The sequence below is a fragment of the Seinonella peptonophila genome (assembly GCF_900129355.1).
Lineage (GTDB): Bacteria > Bacillota > Bacilli > Thermoactinomycetales > Thermoactinomycetaceae > Seinonella > Seinonella peptonophila.
In genome coordinates this window covers 433,642-457,355 of record NZ_FQVL01000002.1, presented here as the reverse complement: position 1 = coordinate 457,355, position 23,714 = coordinate 433,642, and the positions used below count along the sequence as shown (strand labels likewise).

General features: G+C 39.1%; 31 protein-coding genes. 23 read left to right on the top strand and 8 right to left on the bottom strand.

Annotated features, from left to right (window positions below; genetic code table 11):
- Positions 1–108: 108 nt before the first annotated feature.
- Together rpsD and trmB are read right to left on the bottom strand one after the other, a co-directional pair.
- Positions 109–708, bottom strand: coding sequence for a 30S ribosomal protein S4 (rpsD, locus tag BUB71_RS06540; protein ID WP_073154011.1), 600 nt, complete (start codon positions 706–708; stop codon positions 109–111).
- A gap of 297 nt (positions 709–1,005) precedes the next feature.
- On the bottom strand, positions 1,006–1,647 hold the full coding sequence (gene trmB, locus BUB71_RS06535; RefSeq protein ID WP_073154010.1) for a tRNA (guanosine(46)-N7)-methyltransferase TrmB: 642 nt from the start codon (positions 1,645–1,647) through the stop codon (positions 1,006–1,008).
- Between the two features lie 327 nt (positions 1,648–1,974).
- Here trmB and BUB71_RS06530 point away from each other — a divergent pair, with 327 nt between their 5' ends.
- The 9 genes from BUB71_RS06530 to BUB71_RS06490 all read left to right on the top strand — a co-directional run bounded on the left by BUB71_RS06530 (position 1,975) and on the right by BUB71_RS06490 (position 10,584).
- Positions 1,975–2,946: a sugar phosphate isomerase/epimerase family protein gene (locus BUB71_RS06530; RefSeq protein WP_073154009.1), complete on the top strand. Its 972-nt coding sequence runs from the start codon at positions 1,975–1,977 to the stop codon at positions 2,944–2,946.
- Between the two features lie 20 nt (positions 2,947–2,966).
- A complete protein-coding gene (locus BUB71_RS06525; protein ID WP_073154110.1) occupies positions 2,967–3,998 on the top strand; it encodes a Gfo/Idh/MocA family protein in 1,032 nt (343 codons plus the stop codon).
- A complete protein-coding gene (locus BUB71_RS06520; protein ID WP_073154008.1) occupies positions 3,995–5,047 on the top strand; it encodes a Gfo/Idh/MocA family protein in 1,053 nt (350 codons plus the stop codon). The genes BUB71_RS06525 and BUB71_RS06520 overlap by 4 nt, the downstream gene beginning before the upstream one ends.
- 138 nt (positions 5,048–5,185) lie before the next feature.
- A complete protein-coding gene (locus tag BUB71_RS06515; RefSeq protein ID WP_073154007.1) occupies positions 5,186–5,665 on the top strand; it encodes a PaaI family thioesterase in 480 nt (159 codons plus the stop codon).
- 27 nt (positions 5,666–5,692) lie between these two features.
- Positions 5,693–6,484 carry an NUDIX hydrolase gene (locus BUB71_RS06510; protein WP_073154006.1) on the top strand — a complete coding sequence of 264 codons (792 nt, stop codon included), beginning with the start codon at positions 5,693–5,695 and terminating at the stop codon, positions 6,482–6,484.
- Positions 6,485–6,559: 75 nt separating this feature from the next.
- Positions 6,560–7,744, top strand: a complete 1,185-nt coding sequence (gene nagA / locus BUB71_RS06505; protein WP_073154005.1) for an N-acetylglucosamine-6-phosphate deacetylase — start codon at positions 6,560–6,562, stop codon at positions 7,742–7,744.
- A 72-nt stretch (positions 7,745–7,816) separates the two neighbouring features.
- Complete coding sequence (gene nagB, locus BUB71_RS06500) at positions 7,817–8,557, top strand: glucosamine-6-phosphate deaminase (protein ID WP_073154004.1); 741 nt, start codon at positions 7,817–7,819, stop codon at positions 8,555–8,557.
- Positions 8,558–8,636: 79 nt separating this feature from the next.
- Positions 8,637–9,371: a GntR family transcriptional regulator gene (locus BUB71_RS06495; protein ID WP_073154003.1), complete on the top strand. Its 735-nt coding sequence runs from the start codon at positions 8,637–8,639 to the stop codon at positions 9,369–9,371.
- A 97-nt stretch (positions 9,372–9,468) separates the two neighbouring features.
- Positions 9,469–10,584 (top strand): aminopeptidase, encoded by a 1,116-nt coding sequence (locus BUB71_RS06490; RefSeq protein WP_073154002.1) that lies wholly within the window; start codon positions 9,469–9,471, stop codon positions 10,582–10,584.
- A 309-nt stretch (positions 10,585–10,893) separates the two neighbouring features.
- Here the strand turns inward: BUB71_RS06490 and BUB71_RS06485 are convergent, their stop codons facing one another.
- On the bottom strand, positions 10,894–11,436 hold the full coding sequence (locus tag BUB71_RS06485) for a hypothetical protein (protein WP_073154001.1): 543 nt from the start codon (positions 11,434–11,436) through the stop codon (positions 10,894–10,896).
- A gap of 179 nt (positions 11,437–11,615) precedes the next feature.
- Between BUB71_RS06485 and BUB71_RS06480 the strand changes: the two genes are divergently transcribed.
- Positions 11,616–11,912: an Fpa/YlaN family protein gene (locus tag BUB71_RS06480; protein ID WP_073154109.1), complete on the top strand. Its 297-nt coding sequence runs from the start codon at positions 11,616–11,618 to the stop codon at positions 11,910–11,912.
- A 67-nt stretch (positions 11,913–11,979) separates the two neighbouring features.
- On the opposite strand, the gene cax is transcribed toward BUB71_RS06480, so the two are convergent.
- Positions 11,980–13,074, bottom strand: coding sequence for a calcium/proton exchanger (cax, locus tag BUB71_RS06475; RefSeq protein WP_073154000.1), 1,095 nt, complete (start codon positions 13,072–13,074; stop codon positions 11,980–11,982).
- A 151-nt stretch (positions 13,075–13,225) separates the two neighbouring features.
- Between cax and BUB71_RS06470 the strand changes: the two genes are divergently transcribed.
- Together BUB71_RS06470 and BUB71_RS06465 are read left to right on the top strand one after the other, a co-directional pair.
- Entirely contained in the window at positions 13,226–14,044 is an 819-nt protein-coding gene (locus BUB71_RS06470; protein ID WP_084731186.1) for an NYN domain-containing protein, read from the top strand.
- Between the two features lie 130 nt (positions 14,045–14,174).
- Positions 14,175–14,558: an Asp23/Gls24 family envelope stress response protein gene (locus tag BUB71_RS06465; protein ID WP_073153998.1), complete on the top strand. Its 384-nt coding sequence runs from the start codon at positions 14,175–14,177 to the stop codon at positions 14,556–14,558.
- Positions 14,559–14,925: 367 nt separating this feature from the next.
- Here BUB71_RS06465 and BUB71_RS06460 read toward each other — a convergent pair whose 3' ends face one another.
- Positions 14,926–15,270, bottom strand: coding sequence for a YugN family protein (locus BUB71_RS06460; RefSeq protein ID WP_073153997.1), 345 nt, complete (start codon positions 15,268–15,270; stop codon positions 14,926–14,928).
- A 41-nt stretch (positions 15,271–15,311) separates the two neighbouring features.
- Here BUB71_RS06460 and BUB71_RS06455 point away from each other — a divergent pair, with 41 nt between their 5' ends.
- From BUB71_RS06455 to BUB71_RS06415, 9 genes are all read left to right on the top strand, one after another.
- Positions 15,312–16,631, top strand: a complete 1,320-nt coding sequence (locus BUB71_RS06455; protein ID WP_245815536.1) for a M20 metallopeptidase family protein — start codon at positions 15,312–15,314, stop codon at positions 16,629–16,631.
- Positions 16,632–16,665: 34 nt separating this feature from the next.
- On the top strand, positions 16,666–17,118 hold the full coding sequence (locus BUB71_RS06450) for a CBS domain-containing protein (RefSeq protein WP_073153996.1): 453 nt from the start codon (positions 16,666–16,668) through the stop codon (positions 17,116–17,118).
- An 85-nt stretch (positions 17,119–17,203) separates the two neighbouring features.
- Complete coding sequence (locus tag BUB71_RS06445; RefSeq protein ID WP_073153995.1) at positions 17,204–18,070, top strand: SPFH domain-containing protein; 867 nt, start codon at positions 17,204–17,206, stop codon at positions 18,068–18,070.
- Between the two features lie 7 nt (positions 18,071–18,077).
- The gene (locus tag BUB71_RS06440; RefSeq protein WP_073153994.1) at positions 18,078–18,227 is read left to right on the top strand and encodes a type II toxin-antitoxin system antitoxin; all 150 of its coding nucleotides are present in this window, start codon (positions 18,078–18,080) and stop codon (positions 18,225–18,227) included.
- A gap of 108 nt (positions 18,228–18,335) precedes the next feature.
- Complete coding sequence (locus tag BUB71_RS06435; protein ID WP_073153993.1) at positions 18,336–18,746, top strand: YlbF/YmcA family competence regulator; 411 nt, start codon at positions 18,336–18,338, stop codon at positions 18,744–18,746.
- Positions 18,747–18,840: 94 nt separating this feature from the next.
- A complete protein-coding gene (locus tag BUB71_RS06430) occupies positions 18,841–19,095 on the top strand; it encodes a DUF2129 domain-containing protein (RefSeq protein WP_073153992.1) in 255 nt (84 codons plus the stop codon).
- A gap of 83 nt (positions 19,096–19,178) precedes the next feature.
- Positions 19,179–19,664, top strand: a complete 486-nt coding sequence (locus tag BUB71_RS06425) for a hypothetical protein (protein WP_073153991.1) — start codon at positions 19,179–19,181, stop codon at positions 19,662–19,664.
- 168 nt (positions 19,665–19,832) lie between these two features.
- Positions 19,833–20,633 (top strand): septum site-determining protein MinD, encoded by an 801-nt coding sequence (minD, locus tag BUB71_RS06420; RefSeq protein WP_073153990.1) that lies wholly within the window; start codon positions 19,833–19,835, stop codon positions 20,631–20,633.
- A 21-nt stretch (positions 20,634–20,654) separates the two neighbouring features.
- Positions 20,655–20,921: a hypothetical protein gene (locus tag BUB71_RS06415; protein ID WP_073153989.1), complete on the top strand. Its 267-nt coding sequence runs from the start codon at positions 20,655–20,657 to the stop codon at positions 20,919–20,921.
- A 140-nt stretch (positions 20,922–21,061) separates the two neighbouring features.
- Here the strand turns inward: BUB71_RS06415 and BUB71_RS06410 are convergent, their stop codons facing one another.
- On the bottom strand, positions 21,062–21,919 hold the full coding sequence (locus BUB71_RS06410) for a hypothetical protein (protein ID WP_073153988.1): 858 nt from the start codon (positions 21,917–21,919) through the stop codon (positions 21,062–21,064).
- A 342-nt stretch (positions 21,920–22,261) separates the two neighbouring features.
- On the opposite strand from BUB71_RS06410, the gene BUB71_RS06405 reads away from it, so the two are divergent.
- Complete coding sequence (locus BUB71_RS06405) at positions 22,262–22,660, top strand: hypothetical protein (RefSeq protein ID WP_175552305.1); 399 nt, start codon at positions 22,262–22,264, stop codon at positions 22,658–22,660.
- Positions 22,661–22,688: 28 nt separating this feature from the next.
- On the opposite strand, the gene BUB71_RS06400 is transcribed toward BUB71_RS06405, so the two are convergent.
- The gene (locus tag BUB71_RS06400) at positions 22,689–22,931 is read right to left on the bottom strand and encodes a hypothetical protein (RefSeq protein ID WP_139279000.1); all 243 of its coding nucleotides are present in this window, start codon (positions 22,929–22,931) and stop codon (positions 22,689–22,691) included.
- Positions 22,915–23,070: a hypothetical protein gene (locus BUB71_RS19485; RefSeq protein ID WP_175552304.1), complete on the bottom strand. Its 156-nt coding sequence runs from the start codon at positions 23,068–23,070 to the stop codon at positions 22,915–22,917. The genes BUB71_RS06400 and BUB71_RS19485 overlap by 17 nt, the downstream gene beginning before the upstream one ends.
- Before the next feature lie 254 nt (positions 23,071–23,324).
- Here BUB71_RS19485 and BUB71_RS19480 point away from each other — a divergent pair, with 254 nt between their 5' ends.
- Positions 23,325–23,492 (top strand): hypothetical protein, encoded by a 168-nt coding sequence (locus tag BUB71_RS19480; protein WP_175552303.1) that lies wholly within the window; start codon positions 23,325–23,327, stop codon positions 23,490–23,492.
- The last annotated feature ends 222 nt before the right edge of the window (positions 23,493–23,714 follow it).

Here is a 23,714-nt window from a genome sequence, read left to right as displayed (position 1 = left end):
CATCCTGTATGCGGCCAGAACCTGCGTCGAAGCGTGAAATGTTGACGGAGCCATTGTTGTCTATAAACTAAGAGCCTATCTAGGTGATAACTAGATAGGCTCTGTTGATTAACGTGAGTAGTACTCAACGATCAGGGTTTCATTGATTTCAGTTGGTAACTCACTACGCTCTGGAAGTCGAGCATATTCAGCTTCCAGTTTATTTTCGTCAAAAGTGACGTATTCAGGGAGATAGGAGCGCTCTTCAATCGCTTCCTTAATGATGGATAGATTGCGGCTCTTTTCTCGTAGACCGATCACATCACCTGGTTTTACGTGATAAGATGGTCGATCCACTTTTTGACCATTTACAGTGATATGACGATGAACAACTAGCTGACGAGCTTGCGCGCGAGTACGTGCATAACCAGCACGATAGACTAGATTATCAAGACGGGACTCTAACAATTTCATAAAGTCCTCACCATGAATACCTTTTAACTTACCCGCTTTATTGTATAGATTGTGGAACTGCTTTTCTGTCAAACCATACATACGGCGCAATTTTTGCTTCTCTTGTAGCTGCTTGCCATACTCACTTAATTTTTTGCGTTGCCCTGGTCCATGTTGTCCTGGTGGAAATGGGCGTTTTAATTCTTTGCCTGTACCTGTTAGTGAAAAGCCGAGTCGACGGCTTAACTTCCAAGCTGGTCCTCTGTAACGTGCCATTGGTTTGGCTCCTTTCATCATTTGCATATTGTGGCAAATGACAGGGTGCTGGTTTGTAGAACCTTTCCTTACCCGGATAGCGACGAGTAGGGCAAAGCAATAGCATCCACTATTGACAAACCAGTGAGGGTGATCCCTTCACCTATCGTTTGCTAGCTATCCTCAAAACCCTTGGAGACTTTTGAGTCATACGAAGAAAGATTATAGCAGGACACAACGAAAAGTCAAGTAGGAAGGCGAAACGACGGAGCTTTTATAGAGATTGGTGAATTTCCCATTTTGTTATAACGAATCAACTTACTGAAATCTGGGTGGTTTTGCTTCTAAATAATAGATGGGAAATCCGTTTGCAGTAAATTTTTCTTCATACTCTGTCGTAATATTATCTTGTGACCATTTGCTCCAATGAAGGTCATTTGTTACATGCAATATGTTCCAACCTCTTATTTGTAATTCAGCTAATGAGAAGGTAAATAGAGGTTTACTATCCGTTTTCAATGCAATTGTACCTGATGGCGCTATAACTTGTTGGTAACGGTCTAAAAATAAACGATGGGTTAATCTTCGTTTACGATGTCGAAACTTTGGCCAAGGATCACTAAAGTGAAGATAAAGTTTTGCTATTTCTCCTAGGGCAAATAGGTCTGTTAGTAATTTTACATCTGCCCATACATAACGTACATTCTGCAAATGTTCCCCTTTTTGAACGGCCTGTAACAATGGTTCTTTTGTTCGTTCCAGTCCAATCCAATTCACATCTGATTTGCTTTGTGCCGCTTGGACGAGGAATTTTCCTTTCCCAGTTCCTAATTCGACATGAAGGGGTAGAGATCGAGGAAAATGTTGATTCCATTCTCCTGGTTGTATCTCACCCGGTTGATAAACAGATTGGTGTGAGATTAATTTTTCGCTGGCTGCTGGTTTTCTGCGTACTCTCATAAAATCATGTCATCCCTTATCAGCTAAATATTGAACTCTATTATATCGAAAAAAATAAAGTTTTGATGGGATAAAAGGATGGTAAATAAAAAGGTGGCTCCCATTATGCAAACTGGGCAAATATCTGTTTTTTAACTCTTTTCACGAATGATTGCGTTGCAACTTTATTTCGATTATCCTCATTTAGGGTGGATGATCGATACATAATCGGTTGCCCAAAATTCTGGTGGGAGAGAAAATGCCGACTTTTCAGATGGGACCGCTTTCAATCTCTGCTAATCTGCTTGCTTTTTCGTTAAAAATTAAAGAAATCAAGGGGGAAAAGAAATGAAGCTAGGTATTTTTACTGTCTTGTTCAGTGAGAAGCCGTTTGAGGAAATGCTCGACTATGTAAAAGAATCTGGATTAGATGCAGTTGAAATTGGAACAGGTTGCTATCCAGGGAATGCTCATTGTCATGTCGATGAATTATTAGAAGATACAAGTAAACGAAAAGCATTTAAAAAAGCAATAGATGAACGCGGTCTAATGATTAGTGCATTAAGCTGTCATGGAAACCCCATTTCTCCAGATCAAAAATTCGCAAAAGAATCACATGAGACCTTTACCAAAACAGTACAATTAGCTGAATTACTTGAAGTACCTGTAGTAAATACATTCTCAGGTATTCCTGGGGCAGATGAATCATCAAAGCATCCAAGTTGGCCAACCTTGCCTTGGCCACCAGAGTACCGAGATCTTGCTGATTGGCAGTGGGAGAACAAGATTATTCCTTATTGGAAAGAGATGAGTACTTTTGTTGAAAAGCATGGAGTGAAAGTAGGGATTGAGCTTCATGGAGGCTTCTCTGTTCATACTCCTTATACGATGTTAAAACTGCGTGAAGCAGTAGGGGAATCGATTGGTGCAAATCTTGATCCAAGTCATATGTGGTGGCAAGGTATTGATCCAGTTGCAGCCATTAAAATTTTAGGTAAAGAGAATGCCATTCATCACTTCCATGCAAAAGATACCCAAATTGATCAAGACAATGTGAATATGTATGGCTTGACCGATGTACAGCCATTCACAAACTTGTCAAGTCGCGCTTGGCAGTTTCGAACAGTTGGTTTTGGACATGGATTGAAAGATTGGGCGGATATATTGGGTGCGCTTCGATTAGTCGGTTATGATTATGTAGTCAGCATTGAACATGAAGATGCTCTCCTTTCTATCGAAGAAGGCTTTCAAAAAGCAGTGCAAAATTTAGAGCAGGTGCTTCCACGTGAAGATTTAGGCGATATTTGGTGGAATGATTGATGAAGAACGGGGGAGAAGTTTTGACAAAGATTCGAGTAGGTGTAATCGGATGTGGCAGTATCGCAAAGCACCGCCATATAGTAGAGTACGCTCTTCAACCACAAGTTGAGCTGGTCGCCTTTTGTGATACTGTGATCGAGCGAGCGCAAGAAGCAGCAGATCAATATGGTGGAGTAGCTTATCAAGATTATCATGAAATGCTTGAAAGAGAATCTTTAGATGCAGTTAGTGTCTGTACACCTAATGTCGTCCATGCACCTGCAACCGTTGCTGCTCTGAAAGCAGGCTGTCATGTGTTATGTGAGAAACCGATGTCTGTATCTGATGAAGAAGCACTTTCGATGATTCAGATAGCAGAGGAGCAGAAGAAAAAGTTAATGATCGGTCATAATCAACGATTGATGCCACCACATATAAAAGCGAAAGAAATCTTAGCTAGTGGATCACTCGGTCGAGTGTTTACTTTTCGGACTGCTTTTGCGCATGGTGGGCCTGAGAGTTGGGCTGCCGATGGTGAAAATAGTTGGTTTTTTCAAAAGGATAAAGCATTTATTGGTGCGATGGGTGACCTTGGCGTTCATAAGATTGATTTATTGATGTGGTTATTAGGAGAAAAGATTACCGAAGTATCCGCTATGATGGATCGTCATGAAAAATCAGGAGATGTTGAAGATAACGCCGTTATTGTCGCCCGAACAGAATCTGGAGCTATTGGAACCATTGTCTCGAGTTGGACACACGCGCCTGGTGAGGATAACAGTACGATCCTTTACTGTGAGCGAGGCGTTATGAAAATTGGAGTAGATCCAATGGATCAAGTAATTGTAAATTATCGTGACGGCAGTGTAGAAAAACATCAAGTAGGCATCATTGCTACGAATGATGGCCAGGTTGAAAGTGGTGTGATCACAGCCTTTATCGAAGCGATTGTAAATGATACAGAACCGATTGTCCCTGGGGAAGAGGGACTAAAAGCGTTACAAGTAGTACTTGGAGCCTTACAATCTGTAGAAGAGAGTCGTACAATCACGCTCTCAACTCGAAAAAAATGAATGAAATCATCCAGGTCGGTATCATTGGAGCAGGTGGGATTTCTACACAACATCTGAATGCACTACAGAAGGAACCACGAGCTCATGTTAAAGCAATCGCAGATATATCATTGGAATTAGCAATTGAACAAGCTCAAAATTTTCAAATCCCGCAAATTTATGGCGATCATCGGGAGATGTTAAGCAGGGAACAACTTGATTTTGTCATCATTTGTACACCGAATCATTTACATGGCCCGATTGCAATTGATGCCTTAAAAGCTGGTATGCATGTGTTAACTGAGAAGCCGATGACGATGAATCTGGACTGGGCGCTAAAGATGAAAGAGATTGCTGACGCGCAGAACAAAATTTTAATGGTTGCTCAAAACAATCGTTTTCATGCTGAAACCGTTCACTTACGTCGGCTAATCGATGAAGGACGTTTAGGTACGATTTACCATGCAAAAGCAGCCTGGATCAGAAGAAATGGAATTCCAGGCTGGGGAAACTGGTTTACTGTAAAAGAGCTTTCTGGTGGTGGATCACTGATCGATATTGGTGTCCATATGTTAGATTTGGCAATGTGGTTAATGCATTTTCCAGAGCCGGTCTCTGTACTAGGGAAGACATATAATATCTTTGGCTTGGAACGTAAAAAGGTGGCCCATTGGGCAAAAGTAAATGAAAAAGGTGAATTTAATGTTGAGGATCTAGCGATTGCCATGATTCAGTTTGCTGATGGTTCTTCGCTTGTGGTAGACAGTAGTTGGGCGAGTCATACAAAGGAAGAACGAGCCTATGTAAAGCTTTATGGGAAAGATGGTGGAGCAGAGTTTGATATGCTTCATAAGAAAACAATGATCTATACAGATGAAAATGATTTATCTGTTGATATTGAGCTAAGACCCACACCTCAGGATGAGCGTTTATTGGCTGTAGGGAATATGGTAGATGCTATTTTGGGGAAAGCAGAACCCATTTGTAAACTGGAAGAAAGCATAGCTGTTCAGAAAATCCTTGATGCGATTTACCAGTCTGCCGAATCTGGCGAATTAATAAAATTTTAGCTGTTTCAGAGGCTCTCTATCATGAGGGTCTCTCTGTTTTACACAATTATAAGGAGATTGGTATATAATATTATTGAACTTATAAAGAATTTGCTGGTGGGAATCAGGGCAATTTGAAGATAAAGGAGGGTGAATGATATGATGGAACAGATTGAGTTAAGAGATATGATTGATCAATTATCAGATGAAGATGCAAAATCATTGACTACATTGGTTCGGCTGCTAAAACATACTCATGGAAAACCTTACTCCTTTTTTGAACGAATATTAGACTTTGATATTTTTGGCTTTGATTCCGAACGAGGGCTCTATCAGTCGAAAATGACGATTCGTGATGAACTTAGAAATAAGATGAAAATTCTACATGGTGGTGCTTTATCTACTTTTGTAGATACTTCGATGGGGGCTGCCATCTATCAACAATTTCAAGGTGAGCGAGCAGTAACCATTGACTTACACGTTCAATTTCTTTCACCTGGGATTACTGGGGATCTATTCGCAGAAACGAAAATAATCAAACAAGGAAGAAGAACGCTATTTGTAACTACAAATGTAATCGATCAAAACCAGCAACTAATTGCTGTTGCAAATGGAATTTTCCATCGGAAAAGTAAATAAAGGCAGGGGGGAGGCTGATGAAAAGTAGTGGCTCTCTCTTTTCATCAAGCCAGAATAATGGAAAAATCAATTCAAAAACTGAAAAGTATACTTTCAACGCGGAGGAATACTCGGCTTTATAAAGATCAATTTGTCACAAAAGCTTTTTGTTACAACAACAAAGGTCAGATTATTTTATTGCGAAAGCCAGAGAATGAATGGAATGAAAATACACAGGGTTGGGACTTGCCAGGTGGAAAAGTAGAAGCAAAAGAACGTGTTGGTATAACCAAACCAGCAACAAAGAAAAAATCAGGAAAAAGATCTTTTCAGTTGTTCGATGTAGAGAAAGCGCTCAATCGAGAACTGTTAGAAGAGATTGGACTTCAAATTGGGAAAATGTATGTCGATGATTTTTTGTATCATTTGGAAATAGTAACAGAGAAGAAGCTACGTAGACATATTGGAAAATTTATTGTAGAGGCTTCAAAGGGAGATCCAGCGGTTCAATTTGATCCTCATTTTACAATTGACGATATCGATTTAAATCCTAAAACCCCTGATCTTCTGCCTGAACATGAAAAAAAATATCTATTAACCCCTGCACAATTAAATGAAATTTGTATTTTAAAAGATTCCAATACAAACTGGGATCAACAAACAGTACAAGAATTGCGAACAAAAACAGGTTGCCCGCATAATCAAAGCCTTGAGGAATGGATTGAAGAATTTAAGGACTTTCCAAAATGGCTGTTAGAAGATATCCTCCAAGCAGATCGAATTTATCAATCACTCAAGGAAAAGCAATCAAGCATGGAAATGGGTCGGGAAGAAAGATGAGTGAGTACTTATCTTTCGAGAAAATTGGTCTATACATCTAGTTGTCGTGATCATATAATGAAAGGAGCATCGCCAATGGACAATCAACGATTTATCTTATCAGGCGCTCAAATTGTAACAGACAAGCAAATTTTGAAACAAGGCTATATTGAAATCGAAGCGGGTCAGATTAAACGATATGGTCAGCAGCAGCAGCTTCCGACTGATCAGTCAGTTCCACAGATCAAACTCCCTGCTCACTATATGGTGGTTCCTGGAATGATTGACGTTCATATACATGGAGCAGCAGGAAGCGATGTGATGGATGGTACTATGGAAGCATTAACCACAATGGCTACTGCTCTTCCCAAAGAAGGAACAACTGCTTTTTTGGCAACAACGATTACTCAAGAATCTGCTGCCATTGATCAGGCATTGGAAAATGCAGCAGATTATATAGAACAGCAACCGCACTCTGGTCTTGCGGAATGTGTAGGAATTCATTTGGAAGGGCCGTTTATTTCAAAAGAGCGAGCAGGTGCCCAGCCTTTAGAATATATTCTCTCTCCCCATGTTGATTCTTTCATGAAATGGCAAGAAAAAGCACGACAACAGATTAAGTTAGTCACATTAGCTCCTGAAGAAGGAGAAGGGCTTGAGCTCATCTCTTATCTCCAACAGACAGGGGTCATTGCTTCAATTGGTCATTCAAATGCTAGCTATGCAGAAGTTCGACAAGCGGTTGAGCACGGTGCAACTCATGTTACGCATTTATTTAATGGTATGAGAGGTTTACACCATCGTGAGCCTGGGGTAGTTGGAGGAGCGCTATTATCCCCTGAACTGATGGTAGAGATGATCGTAGACGGAATTCACGCTCGGTCAGAGATGATTGATTTCGCATATCGTCTGTTAACTTCAAAGCGAGCGATACTCATTACAGATGCAATGCGTGCCAAATGTTTAAAACCTGGTATATATGACTTAGGTGGTCAAGACGTGCAAGTATCAAATGAGAGTGCAAGATTAGCAGATGGAACACTTGCTGGAAGTATTTTGAAAATGGATCAGGCACTACGTAACATCATTCATTTTACAGGGTGTTCTCTTTTAGAAGCAGTGCAAATGGCGAGTCAGAATGCAGCAAAAGAATTAGGATTAGACAGAAAGGGCTCAATTACAGAAGGTAAAGACGCTGATCTTGTTGTGTTGAATGATCAATATGAAATTGTCCAAACATATTGTCGTGGAGAGTTGGCTTTTGAAAAAACAGTAGAGTGAAGCAAACCGCGGATAAAAAATAATTGACCTATTTTAACAAGCTGAAACGAAGAACGAAATGAGGTAGAGAGAATGCAATTTATTCAAGTCAAAGATTATCAACAACTCTGTGAAGTAGCGAGTCAAAAGATCATCCAAATAGTCAAAAAATCACCTAATAGCACACTTGGTTTAGCAACTGGCGGTACTCCAGAAGGCATCTATCGGCTACTATGTAAAGATCATCAACAACATGGGACCTCTTACCAACTTGTGCAAACAGTTAATTTAGACGAATACGTTGGTTTAGCGAAAGATCATCCAAATAGTTATCATTACTATATGCAACAACATCTTTTTTCGAAGATTGACCTGCCTGAGCATCAAGCTCATATACCAAATGGTTTGGCTGACGATCTTGAACAAGAGTGTGAACGCTATGAGCAGTTAATTGAGCGTTTAGATGGAGTAGACTTGCAAATATTAGGGATTGGGCAGAATGGTCATATTGGATTTAATGAACCAGGTACCTCGTTTTCTTCTAGAACACATATTGTGAAATTAGCTGAGTCTACGCGGTTAGCAAATCAACGATTTTTTCATTCGATTGATGAAGTACCTAGATATGCGATAACAATGGGCATTGGTACCATTATGAAAAGCAAATCAATCCTACTATTAGTAAATGGAGTGAAAAAAGCGACTGTTCTTCGACGCTTGTTTGAAGAAGAGGTTCATAATCAATTGCCTGCTTCTATATTAAAACACCATCCGCATGTTACAATCGTTGCCGATGAGGAGGCAGCATCGCAATTAAAAATTCCAAGTAATTAATGCAAAAAGTCTTCTAGTAAGAAATGGGCTATTTTGCTATATTGATACAATGAAATGTCACCATTAAGAGGTGCAAAGCATGCGTAAAGTAGATAAAAAAAGTCCTTTACCCCTTTATTACCAACTAAAAGAAATTTTATTAGAGATGATCGAGAATGAGGAGTTGATCCCTGGGGATATGGCTCCTCCTGAGAGAGAACTCTCAGAATATCATGGAATTAGTCGGATGACCGTTCGAAAAGCGATTATGGATTTGGTACGTGCTGGGATACTTTACCGTGAACAGGGAAAGGGAACGTATGTTGCAAAACCAAAGCCTGTTCATCAGCTTAACCAGTTACTTGGCTTTACAGAAGAGATGCGGGGACGAGGATTTGATGTCCAGACAAAACTACTCTCTTTTCGTAGAGTTCCTGCGAGCCGATTGCTTAGAAAGCAACTCCAATTGGAGCAACAGGTTGCCCAAGTAATCGAATTGGTTCGAATGCGCTATGTTGATGATGAGCCTTATGCTTTAGAAAGAGTTTGGTTAAATGGTGAGCGATTCAGGAAATTAGAACCAGCAATGATTGAAGAAAATTCATTATATGATGTCTTAAAGGAGCATTACTTTGCAGCTCCTCATTGGGCAAGACAAACCATTGAGCCGATTCAACTAAATCGAGAGGAAGCAAAGCTATTTTCAATGCCGATTGGAACATTGGCACTCTTATTCTGTAGAACAGCTTATCAGGCAAATGATGAGGTTTTAGAATATACAAAGTGTATTTATCGAGCTGATCAGCATAAATATGAAGTAATGTTAACTGTTTAACTACTAAAAAGAGCGAATTTCCGTTCCCAAATCTCACATAGGAAAAGAATGCAGGATGTGATAAAATAGAAATATTGGCAAAATAGGGAGGCAAACGATGAGAGATTCTAGGGTAATCGAATTAGCAAAGTTATTAGTTCATCATTCTTGTCGTGTACAACCAGGTGAAAATGTGTTGATTGATCTATTTGGTGAAGGTCGTGAATTGGTTCTTGCACTTATTGAAGAGATATATCGTGTAGGTGGGTATCCACATGTGCAGCTTCATGATCAGCTTGTTCATCGTCAATTGTTATTAGGGACATCTGAACCACATGTTCATCTATGGACTGACTATTCAGTCTACAAAATGAAACAGATGGATTGTTACATAGGCGTTCGTGGTAGCAATAGTGATGCTGAGTTACAAGATGTACCTGATGAAAAACTCAAACAATATATGCGTACCTTTAGTCATCAGGTACATAGTGAACAGCGAGTAAAAAATACAAAATGGGTTGTATTGCGTTACCCCAGTTCCTCTTTTGCCCAAATGGCAGATATGAGTACCCCTGCATTTGAAGACTTTTATTTCCGTGTATGTAACCTCGACTATGAGCGGATGAGTCTAGCGATGGATGCTTTAGTCAAGCGAATGGAACAAGCGGATAAGGTACATATAGTTGGCCCAGGAACAGATTTGCAATTCTCCATTAAAGGTATTCCTGTTGTAAAATGTGCGGGTGAGTTTAATATCCCTGATGGAGAAGTTTTCACTGCTCCAGTAAAAGATTCGATAAATGGTGTGATTACCATCAATACGCCATCTCCATATGCTGGGACAGTTTTTGAACAAGTGCGCTTTGAATTGGTTGATGGCAAAATTACGACGGCGTCAGCAAATAAAACAGAACGAATCAACCAGATTCTGGATACAGATGAGGGAGCTAGATACATTGGGGAATTTAGTTTAGGGATTAACCCTTATATCGATCATCCGATGAAAGATATTCTGTTTGATGAGAAAATTCACGGTAGCTTCCACTTTACTCCAGGTCAAGCCTACGAGGAAGCAGATAATGGCAATCGCTCAGCGATCCATTGGGATTTGGTCAGTATTCAACGTTCCGATTACGGCGGTGGAGAAATCTACTTTGATGGGGAATGTATCCGGCGTGATGGACTCTTTGTCGTGCCTGATCTAGAACCGCTTAATCCTGAAAATCTAAAGTAAACGACCAACAAAGATGGTTTGCAATGACCGGACAAATGCGGGGTAAGGAGCATTTGTCTATAAAGCCACGACTGTGTAGCGAAAAATAGGCGGTAGTACTCTGTCTGCACATTTGCTAAGCAGGTAACGCTGCAAGTCTCACTATGACGCGCATAGCTGAGTTCCGCCCTGAGCAAGCAGTCGTGGCGCCTTGAATACTTCTAGCATGAATTGGAGGCATCCATCATCCTTTTCAATAACACGGAGTGCATAAACCTTGACTCTCAGAAAAGAAAGCGACTTCTAGATTGTCTTTGAGTGCCATCAAGTTTATTTTTTAGGTTCCATTAACCATAATTCAGCTAATTTTGCATGGACATCGATCTGCCCTTCCTGCCATTCGCCAGCTCCAGGTGTTGGTACTGAGTCCAAACTGACAGAAGGATTAACCAGCTTATAGAGTAAATTGGTTGCACTGACTGTCTCTAACTTCCAATCACCATTTATTTTTTGCAATTCCACTTCAACTGTAATCCCACCATCGGGAATTCGTAAGTACTGGCTAGAAATAGACGCTGTTTGCGGTTTTGTTGTATTTTCAGCAACTAATATAGTCTCAGTTTTATATCCAGCATCATTGTTCTGCTCTTTTAATTGACGCATATTTGTGATAAGCGTTTGAAGTTCAGGAATCGAGTTACTCTTATCGATCAGCGATAGTGCATCTCCCATTAATTGAGGATCACCACTCAATAGTTCATCCAGAAATGTAAAAAGGATCTCTTGTGGATCTGTCAGATCACTACATGCAGTTAATGGGAAGACCATTAAGATCAGGATGATGATCCAAGTACTAACGAGCCGAAAGTTCACCAAAAAAGCTCCTTTCGTTTTGTTTAAATAATTTAGATATCAGTAGCAACTCTATTATATCAAATGGAAATATGACATCTGTCTGTCATATGCAAGAGTTTCTTTGCAATGAGATGGGGCTTCATGTTACACTAAATATAGCGATTATTGGACCGATAGCGGTCGATGGGGGGAGTAATGTGACCACACCGACACAGACCGATTTAAAACAACGTGCTGTGCAATTGTTAAAAGAGGATGCGGAGAAGATCGAGCAGTTAATCGCTGTCCAACTCGAGCATCTCACATTGCCTAAGTGTCCTCTCTATGAGGAAGTGTTGGATACACAGATGTTCGGTCTTTCCCGTGAGATCGACTATGCGGTTCGTCTGGGGTTTATTACCCGCGAGCAAGGGCAACGTATTATTCATGAATTAGAACGGAAATTAGCTGATTTATACACAATGATTCTCCCTGGAGTAGGGGGAGAATCATGATGTGCGCTTTTCAATAAAAAGACCTGATGGAGTGGAAGTTGCCATCAGGTCTTTTCAATCCAGTGATTTAAAGGACGAAGAAAGCAGCGCCTAAAATCACATAAACAATTAACAATAGGACACCTTCATACCAGTTTGTTGATCCATCTCGCGAAATAGAGCTGGCGATTAAAGCCGATACGGCAATGGCAGCAATCTCATGAGGAGTAAAAACGAGATTCATTTGTGATCCAAAAAGCAAACTGATAAATACAAGAGCAGGTGCAACGAAAAGCGCGATTTGCAGGCTACTGCCAATTGCAATTTCCACTGCAGCTCCAATGCGATTTTTAACAGCTAAAAAGATAGCTGCACTATGTTCCGCTGCGTTTCCAATAATCGCAATGAGGAAAGCACCTACGAAAATTTCAGACCAGCCAAGCGCCTTTGCAACCGATTCTACACTATGTACGAGCCATTCACTTTGCACAGCTACAAAAGCAGTAGAAACAATTAATAAAAGCAATGAAATATTTCGAGACCAACTTGGTTCTTCTTTATCCTCTTCTTGCTTTATGGGTACCGCTGCTGATTGATCTGTTTGTGAAGCTAGAAAATATTCTTCACTTAACTCTTTTTTATGCGTGAACAAGGAAAAGTAAAGCCATAACAGATAGCCGATGATTAATAAACCTGCCATAATGAGACTTAATGTATTAATATCGGAAGGAGTTAGGTCACTGATAAAAACAGCCGGAATAAATAGAGCAATCACAGATAACATCATCAGTGAAGCATTATGACCCGCCAGAATTGGATTGAAATGTTGCATTTTAAATTTCATTCCTCCTACCAACAGGCTGAGTCCCAAAACAAGCAGCAAGTTACCGATTACAGATCCGGTGATACTCGCTTTTACCATATCAAACAGGCCTGCTTTGATTAAAAAAATCGCAATAATTAATTCAGCAGCATTGCCGAAAGTCGCGTTTAGAAGTCCTCCTAAGCGTTCTCCTGCATAATGCGCTACACTTTCAGTCGATTTTCCTAACAGTGCTGCCCATAAAAGTAATGATAAACACGAAGCAATAAATTTAACGGACTCATTTGCTAGTAAGAAGTGAGCCACCACGCTAAAAACCGTGGATAGAATAAGCAAAGGATAAAACCATTTGTTTTTCACACATGACACCTCATCTTAGTGAAATTAAAAATGTAAGAAAATAGTAAAAACGTTGAAATAGTAGATCTGATTTCTCTCCATCATTTTAGCAGGAAAACAGATTTTTAGAGAGAAATAATCCATCAAGCTTAAATTTTTGAAAGGAGGCGAAATGATGGACTCATTAAAGGATACAGCAATCTTCATTGATTTAGAGAACGTTTATTATGGATTGAAAAAATATCATATGGATCCTGATCACCCAGAGGATTCTCATAATCTCTTTTTGAGATTGCAGGAATACTATGGAAAAGACTCAATTCGGATGATCGAAGCATATGCCGACTTCGAGCAGATTGAGCTTTCCATGATGAGTTTGCAAAAAAAGCGAGTCCATGTTCACCAAGTGTATGGAAATGGAAAAGAAGGGCGTGACAGGAAAAATGCGGCTGACATCCAATTATGTATCGATGCGATGGAGGTATTATATCAAAAACCAGAGATTCGTCGCTTTGTGATTGTAAGTGCTGACCAAGATATGATACCGCTTCTTGACCGTCTTTGGGTGACAGGAAAACAGGTAGAGCTCTTTTGTCTTTTTGATGAGAGTTTATCCAAATCTGCTCAATTGCATAAGTTTTGTGATCGAGCATACGATCTTTTTGAATTTCTAAATATTAATCAGTTTCAGAATCTTACACAGATTGAACGAAGAATCCATGATGCGGTTATTCAGATATATGAATGGTATAGGGACCCAAATAATAAAGGAAAGAGCTATGGGAGTACTTGGATAAAAAATGATTTTATAAGAAAGTTTCACATGGAAGAAGTGGAAGCCAACCAATTATTTACCCGTATGCTCCGAGAAAAGTATTTGATCCCCTATGAGATCGAAATTGATTTAAAAACGTATTATGGATATAAAGTAAACCTTCTTCATCCGCAAGTTCAAATGATGATCAAAATCGCTGGCTATAAAGTTAGTTGATTCCTTGTTGAAATGTGAATCTTTATTGTATTAGAATGGAGAAAACATCTCCATTTGACAGAATGATTCAAATCGGAAAGATGTTTCAACAATGAATATGAATCTCTGTCAGAAAAGAAGGGAATTTCTCATGTCAGAACAAAACACAGGTGTCGTGCGGATTGCTGATGATGTCGTTGCCATTATAGCGGGTCTTACCGCTAGTAAAGTTCCTGGAATTGCGAGTATGTCAGCCGGAATTACAGAAGGTTGGGCGAAACGAGTAAGTGGCAAAAATTTAACAAAGGGGGTCAATGTTGAAGTTGGTGAGCTAGAAACGGCTGTTGACTTAAAAGTAATCGTTGAATACGGTGTGAAGATCAATGAAGTTTGTCGACAACTTCAACAGCAAGTAAAAGAAGCAATCGAAAATATGACAGGTCTAACTGTCGTCGAGGTAAATGTAAAGGTAGAAGGAGTCGATGTTACGGATTCCAAAGGACAAGATCAAGCAAGTGAACGTCGAGTTAAGTAAAAAGTGTTATCAAATGTAGGAAATTTTCGTTGGTTAATATGTCCTGTTTGCTGAAGGTAACAATAGATGTTTATATGTGGTATTTAGAGTATTGAAAGAATTCCTCCTAATTTGCATTTGGAGATGTAGATTTGAACTGTTTTTTGAGAGATATGGAGAATCATGTTTCTCTCATAGTGAAAATAAATATAGAGAATATGTCTATTGAGTAGCAAGTTTAAGATATAATTTTTCGTTCATACAAGGATGATTTGTGCAGTACAGGATGTATGTCACAAAATCTGGAAAAGTTCATCATGACATCTAAAGAGAGTATCTAGAATAATGAATGAGAGGGAGGAGAATTTCAACGCTCCCTCTCATTCGTTTATTTCTTTAAGGCTGCTTCGACTTCGGCAATTTTTGCAATGACCTGATCGTTTAATTCAGAAGGAACTTCTACTGTATCATCAACCCCATGTGGAAAAAAATGTTGAATAAAGACCGGATCATGAAGGCGAACTTGTGCTTTTGGGTGTTCCAATTGTTTATCACCGATTACTCGCCCAGGAAATCGTAGATAGTAGTTTCCTTTTTCTGTATTATATTCTAGGTCGTAGGTTACTTTTTCATAATCCCAAGACCACCGTAGAAAGCCGAGACCTTTCATGGTTGTCTCCAGTTGGGCAAAAGATTTTTCAATCCCTTTTGTTTTTGCTTCAGTAAAAATCATAAATGACTCCTCCTTTATAATAAGACAAAAGGCGACGATTTTTGCATAACTTCATGATAGTACGTTCCTTTGTAAAATGGCAAGTTACAGAACTGCGAATGAAAATCTATGAAAAAATGAAGGTGATCATGTTGGAAATCAAATCGTATATAGAGGAAATATATTCACAGGCAGTTTTATGGAGAAGACATTTTCACAAATATCCGGAACTTTCCAACAAAGAAAAAAAAACATCCGATTTGGTTGCCAAACACCTGCAATCACTCGGTTTAGAGGTAAACACCGGTGTTGGTGGATATGGAGTGACTGGGCTGTTAAAGGGATCAGCACCTGGCCCGACCATTGCTTTTCGTGCTGACCTCGATGCACTACCGATCCAAGATGAAAAAGATTGTGAATATCGCTCAACAGTACCGGGAGTGATGCATGCATGTGGTCATGATGGCCATACAGCAGTTTTAATGAGCGTTGCGACAATTTTAGCTAAATTAACCCATTTATTGCAAGGGAATATCTTATTTATTTTTCAACCTGCTGAAGAATTGCCTCCAGGAGGGGCACAACGAATGATTGAGCAAGGGGTATTGCAAGGCGTCGAGGCAATTTATGGGATGCATTTATGGACACCCATTCCCAGAGGGATGGTGGGCTATTCTGATGGGGAGGCATTAGCAGCTAGCGACGGATTTGAGATTGAAATTATTGGAAAAGGTGGACATGGAGGCATACCAAATGAAGCAACGGATGCAGTAATGATTGCTGCTCATCTCATTGTAAATTTGCAGTCCATTGTTAGCCGTCAACTAAATCCTCTTCACCCAGGTGTGGTAACTGTGGGTGAAATTCAAGGGGGTCATGCCTTTAATGTGATTGCAGGGACATGTAAAATTAAGGGAACAACACGTAGCTTTGACCCACAGGTACGTCAAGAATTATTGACACAAGTTGAAAAGATAACGACTGCAACTTGTCAAATGTTTGATGCTTCTTATCGTTTAGAGGTTCATCGAGGATACCCGGCGTTAATCAACCATAAAGAGCAGAGTGAGATCGTGAAACGGCTTGCGCAAGATGTTGTTGGAGAAAATCATGTGCTAAGAATGGAACCAATCATGGGAAGTGAAGATTTTGCTTATTATCTTCAACAGATTCCAGGAGCATTTTTCTTTGTTGGAGCTGGTAATGAGCGCAAACAGATTGTAGCACCCCACCATCATCCAGCTTTTGATATTGATGAAACGGCGATGACGATTGCAATCGAATGTTATCTAAAAATAGCACTAGAACATATAACTGTTATGAAACAAAGAAAAGGTTTATATGATTCGGAGAATGTTTCCTTGTCGGACTGGTTATCCTAAGCTCATCAAGACCTTTGTAAGGAGAGTTGAGCGGATGAAAGTAAAAGATGTGATGACTGTAGATGTAAAAACTGTTCAATCAACGGATAATCTATTTCTTGCAGCATGCATCATGAGGGATGAAAATGTTGGCTTGATACCCGTTGTGGATGAAGGTCGCCTAGTTGGCGTTATTACTGATCGTGATCTCGCAGTTCGCGGTATAGCTGAAAAGAGACCAAATTCAACTGAAGTAAAGGCATTAATGTCAACTGTGTTAGTCTCAGCAACTCCTGAAATGAATTTAGAAGAAGCAGCACATATGATGGGGAATGCCCAGATTCGTAGGTTACCTGTTGTAGAAAAAGAACAACTTGTTGGAATTCTCGCCATTGCTGATTTAGCTACGGATGGTGAGCAGGGACAGATGAGCGAAGCAATGAGTGAGATATCGGAAGCATATCACGATGATCGTTCAAATCGAATCCCAAATGCTCCTCTTCATTAATTTACCGCCGAAAAGGCGGTTTTTTGTTTTCAAAAAGAAATCGATATGATATCATATAGATAACACAAAAGGAGGTACTAAAAATATGAATCATCAAGAGAAACGTGCACATAGGATAAATGGATTTATTATGTTATTTTTATGGTTAATATTAGCAGTTGTTGATTTAGTGTTGATTGGTGCTTCATTTGAAATTCCTGCGATGTTTGTCGTGACGATCTTACTTTCTATCTTTCTGATTATCTCGTTGGGCGGTTTTATTTTAATCCAGCCAAACCAAGCTCGAGTATTAACGTTTTTCGGTAAGTATACAGGGAGCGTGAAAGAAAATGGATTCTTCTGGGTAAATCCGTTAGCCAGTAAACAAAATATTTCTTTGAAAATCCACAATTTTACCTCAGATAAGCTAAAAGTGAATGATTTAGATGGGAACCCGATTTTAATTGGTGCTGTGGTAGTTTGGCGTGTCGTCGATACGACCAAAGCATTGTTTGACGTGGACGACTATGAACACTTTGTTGAATTACAGAGTGAAACCGCTATTCGTACATTAGCGAGTCGCTATCCTTATGATACGCAATCACATGAAGAGCTTTCGTTGCGTGGAATGACTGAAGAGATTTCTGATCAATTAAGACAGCAGCTACAAGAGCGTATGGAACAAGCTGGAGTTGAAATCATTGAATCTCGGATTAGTCATCTGGCATATGCTCCAGAGATTGCACAAGCCATGTTAAGACGCCAGCAAGCACAGGCTGTTATTGTTGCAAGACAAAAAATAGTAGAAGGCGCAATGGGAATGGTTGAACAAGCCTTGCAACATCTTGAAAAGAGTGGGGTCGTCGAATTGGATGAAGAGCGTAAAGCATCAATGGCGAACAACTTGCTGGTTGCCCTTGTCTCTGATGGTGAGGCACAGCCAGTAATTAATACAGGCTCGCTATACTCGTGACCCAGCGATGAAAAAACGATTTCTACTTCGACTTGATCCCAAGCTATATGAGATGATTGAAAAATGGGCCGCAGATGAATTTCGCAGTGTAAATGCGCAAATCGAATTTTTGTTAAAAGAAGCTGTTCGTGAGAAACGTAAGAAAAAAGATCATTGACCATCTTCGATTATGAAGGTGGCTTTTTTTATGCAAACGGTAGAAAATGGAGAAGAGCAGCTTTTTTAAGTTTCTTTTGGTACAATAAAAAGAAGGGGTGAAAGACTGATGGAAGGATTCGATATGACGAGTATTTTCGCAGATGTTGCAAATTTAGCAGAACAAATTAATCATTCTACGGAAGCGAAAGAATATCGTAAATATAAAGTCCACCTTCAAGAACATGCAGAGGTGCAACAGCTCTTGCAAGAGTTTCAACGGGTTAAAGATGACTTTGCTGAGGCTCAACGCTTTGGCATCTTTCATCCTAATTATCATGAAGCAAAGGCAAAGGCGCAAGAATATCAACAACGACTCAATACACATCCAGTCATTGCCCAATTCAGGCAGGCGGAAGAGCAGTTAGATCAACTTTTACATCAGGTATCGCTAATTATCGCACATTCGGTATCTGAATCAATCAAAGTTCCTTCAAATCAACTACAAAAGCAAACTCGAAATCAATCTTGTAGCCGTTGATTTGCCCTTCCACGATCAGCATGATAACATAGTGTAAGATGACGTCCAATCCACCCATATTTAGTCCTAGTAGAAAAGGAGTTAAACGAAACAGATGAATATAGTAAAAAGATTAGGCTTGGCTGTTTGGGTGAAGGATTTAAAAGCTGCTCGTGCTTTAGGAAGATGGGGGAATATACACTTTATTTCGAAACGATTAAAGTATGTTTATCTATATATTGATGAACTTACAGCGGATCGTATTGTGACACAGATAGAGCAACTACCCAATGTATTAAGAGTCGAACGGTCGCAGAGAAATCGTATGGATTTTGACTTTCGTAAAGAGGTTGAACCCTCTTCGACATAAAATGAAACAACTGCTGGGTATGACTTAGCAGTTGTTTTTATGAATGAGTATAAGGCAACTGTAGAATAAGGGAGTGACCGTGTTTGAACATTTTTCACGATATTAAGAATAAGTTTCAAAAAGGATTTGAGCAAGCAGGGCATCAATCACAGCGAGTGATGAATGTAGGAAGACTCAATCTGAGCATTAAAAATAAGAAAGAAGAGCTATCAGAATTGATTCACCAGGTTGGCTGGGCGTTTTATGAATCTTGGCAGCCTGATGAAGAATGGAAAATGACGGATTCTGTCAAACAAGCACTCCAAAATGTACATGAGGTTGAAAAACAATTAGAAGAACTTGAAGCGGAGTTAGAACAACTGAAAAGTTCTAATATTAAGTCTCGACCAACTGCTGAGACCGTACAACTACCCATTGCAACAATTGATGAACCACAGATCAATAAAATGAATGAATCAATAAAATCGCGCTCTAACATTGTTTTTCTTTGTCCCTTCTGTGCAAAAGAAGTGGGAGCTGATATCTTCCGGTGTCCACATTGTGCAACGGTTTATCATAAAATTAATTAAAAGAGAAATTGGATTTTTTTTACAACGATCTTTTTTTCCTTTGTTCATTTTGCTAAAATAATAGAGATGTTTTGTAAAATGTTTGCACCTAATGTCGAAACGTAGTAAAGCGAAATTGAACTTTTATATAGAGATGAATAACCATGGGGTCAGAAAGGGGTACAGAGGATGACTCACAAGTCGATCGCGATCACGGTGACGAGTGGAAAGGGCGGGGTTGGTAAGTCAACAACAGTCGCCTCTGTTGGACTAGGACTAGCTCAACTAGGATATAGCGTTTGCCTTGTCGATACTGATATCGGACTGCGTAAATTAGACTTGATGTTAGGTCTAGAGAATCGCATTGTCTATGACTTAGTTGATGTAATTGAGGGAGTAAGTAAGCTGCGCCAATCGTTAGTACGACATAAAGAATACCCCAAATTAGCACTTTTGCCCGCGGCACAAACCAGATATAAAGAAGAGGTAGCACCTGAACAAATTAAACAATTGGTCGATGATCTAAAAAGAGAATTTGAGTTTGTGTTACTTGATTCACCTGCTGGAATCGAAGGTGGTTTTCGGAATGCCATAGCCGCAGCTGATCGGGCGATTCTTGTAGTAAATCCTGAGATTCCCTCTGTTCGAGATTCAGACCGGGTAATTGGTTTATTGGAATCTGCTAATTTAAAACAGATCGACTTGGTCGTGAACCGAGTACAGCCAGGAATGGTACGGGATGGAGATATGTTGAGCGTAGAACGTGTGCAAAATCATCTGGCGATTAACCTATTAGGAATTGTTCCTGAAGACAAAAGGATCATTCGTTCTTCTAACACAGGTGAGCCAGTCATTTTAGATAATAAATCAATGGCAGGAAAGGCTTTCTCTAATATTGCTCGTCGTCTAACAGGAGAAGAAGTTCCGTTTTTAGAATTGGAAGCCGCCACCTTAATTACGCGAATTAAGCGGTTGTTTCACATTGCCTAAATGGTGAGAGGTGAGAAGGAGATGGCTTTTCTAGATATGTTTGGTAAACAAAAGGAGATTCCTACTGCAACTCGAGCTGATGATCGACTTTCATTGGTTTTGAGCTATCAGCGTGCGAATATCGATGAAGAAAAACTAAAACTTTTTCAAGGGAGACTCATCGAGTTATGTGATGAGTTCGGCTATGATGTCGTGGGTCAAGTAGAAGTTGTTCCGCAATCTCATGAGCGAACCACAATCATTAATGCAAGTATCCCAGTGCGCGTGAAAAAGGACACGCTTCTATAGCGCGTCCTTCGTCTAGCTATTACAATTACTTACATTCGTCTAACGTAACACAGTGTAACCACCCCTAAAATACTGGGGAGAAACCATTCTTTACTCTGCCTTACGAATTTAGTCATATTCTAAAATTAAATAAATCTTTTTTATAGAAATTTATGTGTTTGGAGCCGCTGTTCTAGAAATTCAACAACGGTCGCCGGAAAACCCTTATCTTCATTTAATGTAAATATAGCAATGGAAACACGGGTACAACCGTATGTACGCATAAGTTGAATTAATTTTCTTTTCATATCAGGTATTAATCGACCATATCGATCTTCAAATGCTTTTACCAACATTTCCTCTTCGGTTGTTGTAGAGGTGACCTGTGGTTGTTCTTGAACCCAGGTTTGTTGGTTTGAATAAATATCTTGGTTTAACTTTAGTAAATGATCAGATGCATTTGCAAATTGTCTTTCCGTTTCGGAAGATAAGCTAGCTTGTGGTTGTTGTCCATTAAAAGTAAATTCGTCAAGTTCTTGAATAGGCGGTCTGGACATATGCCAATCCTGAAACTTTCGACGGCGTCTGGGTCTTTGCGCCGGAAGATGGTCAAATTTCTCTGGATATTTCCGCCGTAGTGTATAAATTCGTTGGTAAATTGCGCCTTGAGTCCGTGAAAGTTTTTTTTCTAGCTCAGCGATTGCTGCTGAGAGAGACTTTTTTTGACTTAGAAATTCATTTACTGTTTGGATGACTAAATCCTCTTCGCTCTCTTCCCAACTATTTAAACGAGGCCCTTTCTCTTCCGAATCATCCGAAGAATTAAAACGGTCTGGAAATTCTGATCTCAACTTTCGCACGTGTGACATAATTCCTGCATACCCTCGATTTAACTGAGTTGCAAGTTCTTTTAAGATTTCTCTTTCATTTCTACCTTCGGCAATCCCTTGATTGATAGTAGAAATGATTTGTTCATTCTCTTCAGAAGTATATTTTCCTTTTTTAGTATCGTGGTGCAAAACCATTTCCCTCCTTTTCTTTTAGTTTGAACCCCTAATTTCTTTACCTATAAATATAACAGAAAAGATACAAACTTTACCACCGTTTATTTTTAAAAACTTCCTTAAAAATAAACGTTAAGAATTATCTTTATCCAAAAACAAAACCATTAAACTAACCACATTATATCTATATTGATTATATACATTCTTCTATGAAGAAATGGGATTACATATGAGCTTTTTCTTAATAATTTCTTCAGCAGATGAAATTTGAGTATGAAAAGAGTTACTTTTGACTATACCCATATATATAAGATATTTTTCCATAGTGAAAGGAAGAGAATGGTGAATTCACCTTCAGTGTCTGAAATTAGTTCATGGCTCATTGAAGCGGATCGTCGATTTACAGAAGAAAGACCAGTGCATCATAGTTGGGACCCAACTACACGGGCTTCATTGGTAATCTTATGGGGCTTATTAATATATCCCCTGTTGGATAAAGATTTAAAACAGGAACAAAAGAAAATTTCGGTAGATTTTTTGAACCATTTATTTCAGGAACATTTTGGTGGTAAAGATGGATGTGATTCGATTTTAGCATTATTTCAAAGACATGATTACATCCGTTTTACAGAAAGTCGATACATTGTTCCAGGGACTCGCCTCTTTACAGCTGTAGATGCTGCGCGAATGTATCCGATTTTTCGAACGAGTCTACTTGCACGCAGATTAATGAAAGCTAGCAAAGATCATGGATAAACCCAGCATTCCAAGTCGGAGTGCTGGGTTACGATTTTCTCATTTTAAGAGATTGCAAAAAAAGTCGCAGTGCTTTTCGTTGTTCTATATCGAGCTTCAAGGCTATATTTACTAATTCTTGGATGTCATCTGGAAGATGGCTGATCAATTGGGGTGAATGCCCAATATGATCAATCAGTTGCTCTAATAAATTTTGCGAATGATCAATATGACGATAGGTTTCAATCAATAACATTTCAAATGAACGAGAATCTTTATTCTTCATGTTCATTTAGTAGATGTTCAATCTCCTTTTGGACTCGAATCAATTCATCTGGGTTTAATTTATGAAGATCACGAATCATCATCTCAAGTTTCATTGATCTGAATTCTTCGAGAAAGGACGGAATATAATGAGGATTCACTGACATAATAGGTGACTCCTTCCTGACGAAGTCTAACAGAAATTGTTGAATTGCTCTTTATTCTATCAAAATTTTGCCTTAGGTCAATGACGAACTTTGAAAATCTAATACATATTTTGTCGGCAAGTTGATAAATCTTCATTTTTTTGTGCTGTTATGTATATTTTTTTGGTTTTTTATATATCTGTTGCGGGTAATACATAGGTACAACGTTTTTCGTTTTTTGATTTTATTTCAAAAAGAGAGGTGCTTCATTTCAGATGATAGAGCAATTAAGAGCACTGGAAGAACGGTTGTCCTTAGCAATGCGCGAATATAACCTAGCTTGCGAACGTCATGAATTTCTAGCACAATATGACTTGCATGAAGAGATTAAACAACTACGCCGTATGCATAGAGAATTGAAAATGAAAGTGATGAGAAGTTAATAGATAATAGACGAAAACTACTGACCACATAGGTTGGTAGTTTTTTTATTGAATTTTTAGTTAATATAAAGAAAATTTTTAACGCCTTTTTGTATTTTTCTCATTGTATTATGATAAATAATAAGAATCATCGCTTATAGTATAAATTCAAATTAAATATGTACGCTTCGCAGATTATCATCATTGTGAGATTTGCTTATTTGGCGATGTTCGACTGATGGG

Excerpts from the sequence above, each read along its gene's own strand:
- rpsD (WP_073154011.1), bottom strand. The coding sequence starts at position 708 with ATGGCACGTTACAGAGGACCAGCTTGGAAGTTAAGCCGTCGACTCGGC.
- trmB (WP_073154010.1), bottom strand. The coding sequence starts at position 1,647 with ATGAGAGTACGCAGAAAACCAGCAGCCAGCGAAAAATTAATCTCACAC.
- BUB71_RS06530 (WP_073154009.1), top strand. The coding sequence starts at position 1,975 with ATGAAGCTAGGTATTTTTACTGTCTTGTTCAGTGAGAAGCCGTTTGAG.
- BUB71_RS06520 (WP_073154008.1), top strand. The coding sequence starts at position 3,995 with ATGAATGAAATCATCCAGGTCGGTATCATTGGAGCAGGTGGGATTTCT.
- BUB71_RS06515 (WP_073154007.1), top strand. The coding sequence starts at position 5,186 with ATGATGGAACAGATTGAGTTAAGAGATATGATTGATCAATTATCAGAT.
- nagA (WP_073154005.1), top strand. The coding sequence starts at position 6,560 with ATGGACAATCAACGATTTATCTTATCAGGCGCTCAAATTGTAACAGAC.
- nagB (WP_073154004.1), top strand. The coding sequence starts at position 7,817 with ATGCAATTTATTCAAGTCAAAGATTATCAACAACTCTGTGAAGTAGCG.
- BUB71_RS06495 (WP_073154003.1), top strand. The coding sequence starts at position 8,637 with ATGCGTAAAGTAGATAAAAAAAGTCCTTTACCCCTTTATTACCAACTA.
- BUB71_RS06490 (WP_073154002.1), top strand. The coding sequence starts at position 9,469 with ATGAGAGATTCTAGGGTAATCGAATTAGCAAAGTTATTAGTTCATCAT.
- BUB71_RS06470 (WP_084731186.1), top strand. The coding sequence starts at position 13,226 with ATGATGGACTCATTAAAGGATACAGCAATCTTCATTGATTTAGAGAAC.
- BUB71_RS06465 (WP_073153998.1), top strand. The coding sequence starts at position 14,175 with ATGTCAGAACAAAACACAGGTGTCGTGCGGATTGCTGATGATGTCGTT.
- BUB71_RS06460 (WP_073153997.1), bottom strand. The coding sequence starts at position 15,270 with ATGATTTTTACTGAAGCAAAAACAAAAGGGATTGAAAAATCTTTTGCC.
- BUB71_RS06450 (WP_073153996.1), top strand. The coding sequence starts at position 16,666 with ATGAAAGTAAAAGATGTGATGACTGTAGATGTAAAAACTGTTCAATCA.
- BUB71_RS06445 (WP_073153995.1), top strand. The coding sequence starts at position 17,204 with ATGAATCATCAAGAGAAACGTGCACATAGGATAAATGGATTTATTATG.
- BUB71_RS06440 (WP_073153994.1), top strand. The coding sequence starts at position 18,078 with ATGAAAAAACGATTTCTACTTCGACTTGATCCCAAGCTATATGAGATG.
- BUB71_RS06435 (WP_073153993.1), top strand. The coding sequence starts at position 18,336 with ATGGAAGGATTCGATATGACGAGTATTTTCGCAGATGTTGCAAATTTA.
- BUB71_RS06430 (WP_073153992.1), top strand. The coding sequence starts at position 18,841 with ATGAATATAGTAAAAAGATTAGGCTTGGCTGTTTGGGTGAAGGATTTA.
- minD (WP_073153990.1), top strand. The coding sequence starts at position 19,833 with ATGACTCACAAGTCGATCGCGATCACGGTGACGAGTGGAAAGGGCGGG.
- BUB71_RS06415 (WP_073153989.1), top strand. The coding sequence starts at position 20,655 with ATGGCTTTTCTAGATATGTTTGGTAAACAAAAGGAGATTCCTACTGCA.
- BUB71_RS06400 (WP_139279000.1), bottom strand. The coding sequence starts at position 22,931 with ATGAACATGAAGAATAAAGATTCTCGTTCATTTGAAATGTTATTGATT.
- BUB71_RS19485 (WP_175552304.1), bottom strand. The coding sequence starts at position 23,070 with ATGTCAGTGAATCCTCATTATATTCCGTCCTTTCTCGAAGAATTCAGA.
- BUB71_RS19480 (WP_175552303.1), top strand. The coding sequence starts at position 23,325 with ATGATAGAGCAATTAAGAGCACTGGAAGAACGGTTGTCCTTAGCAATG.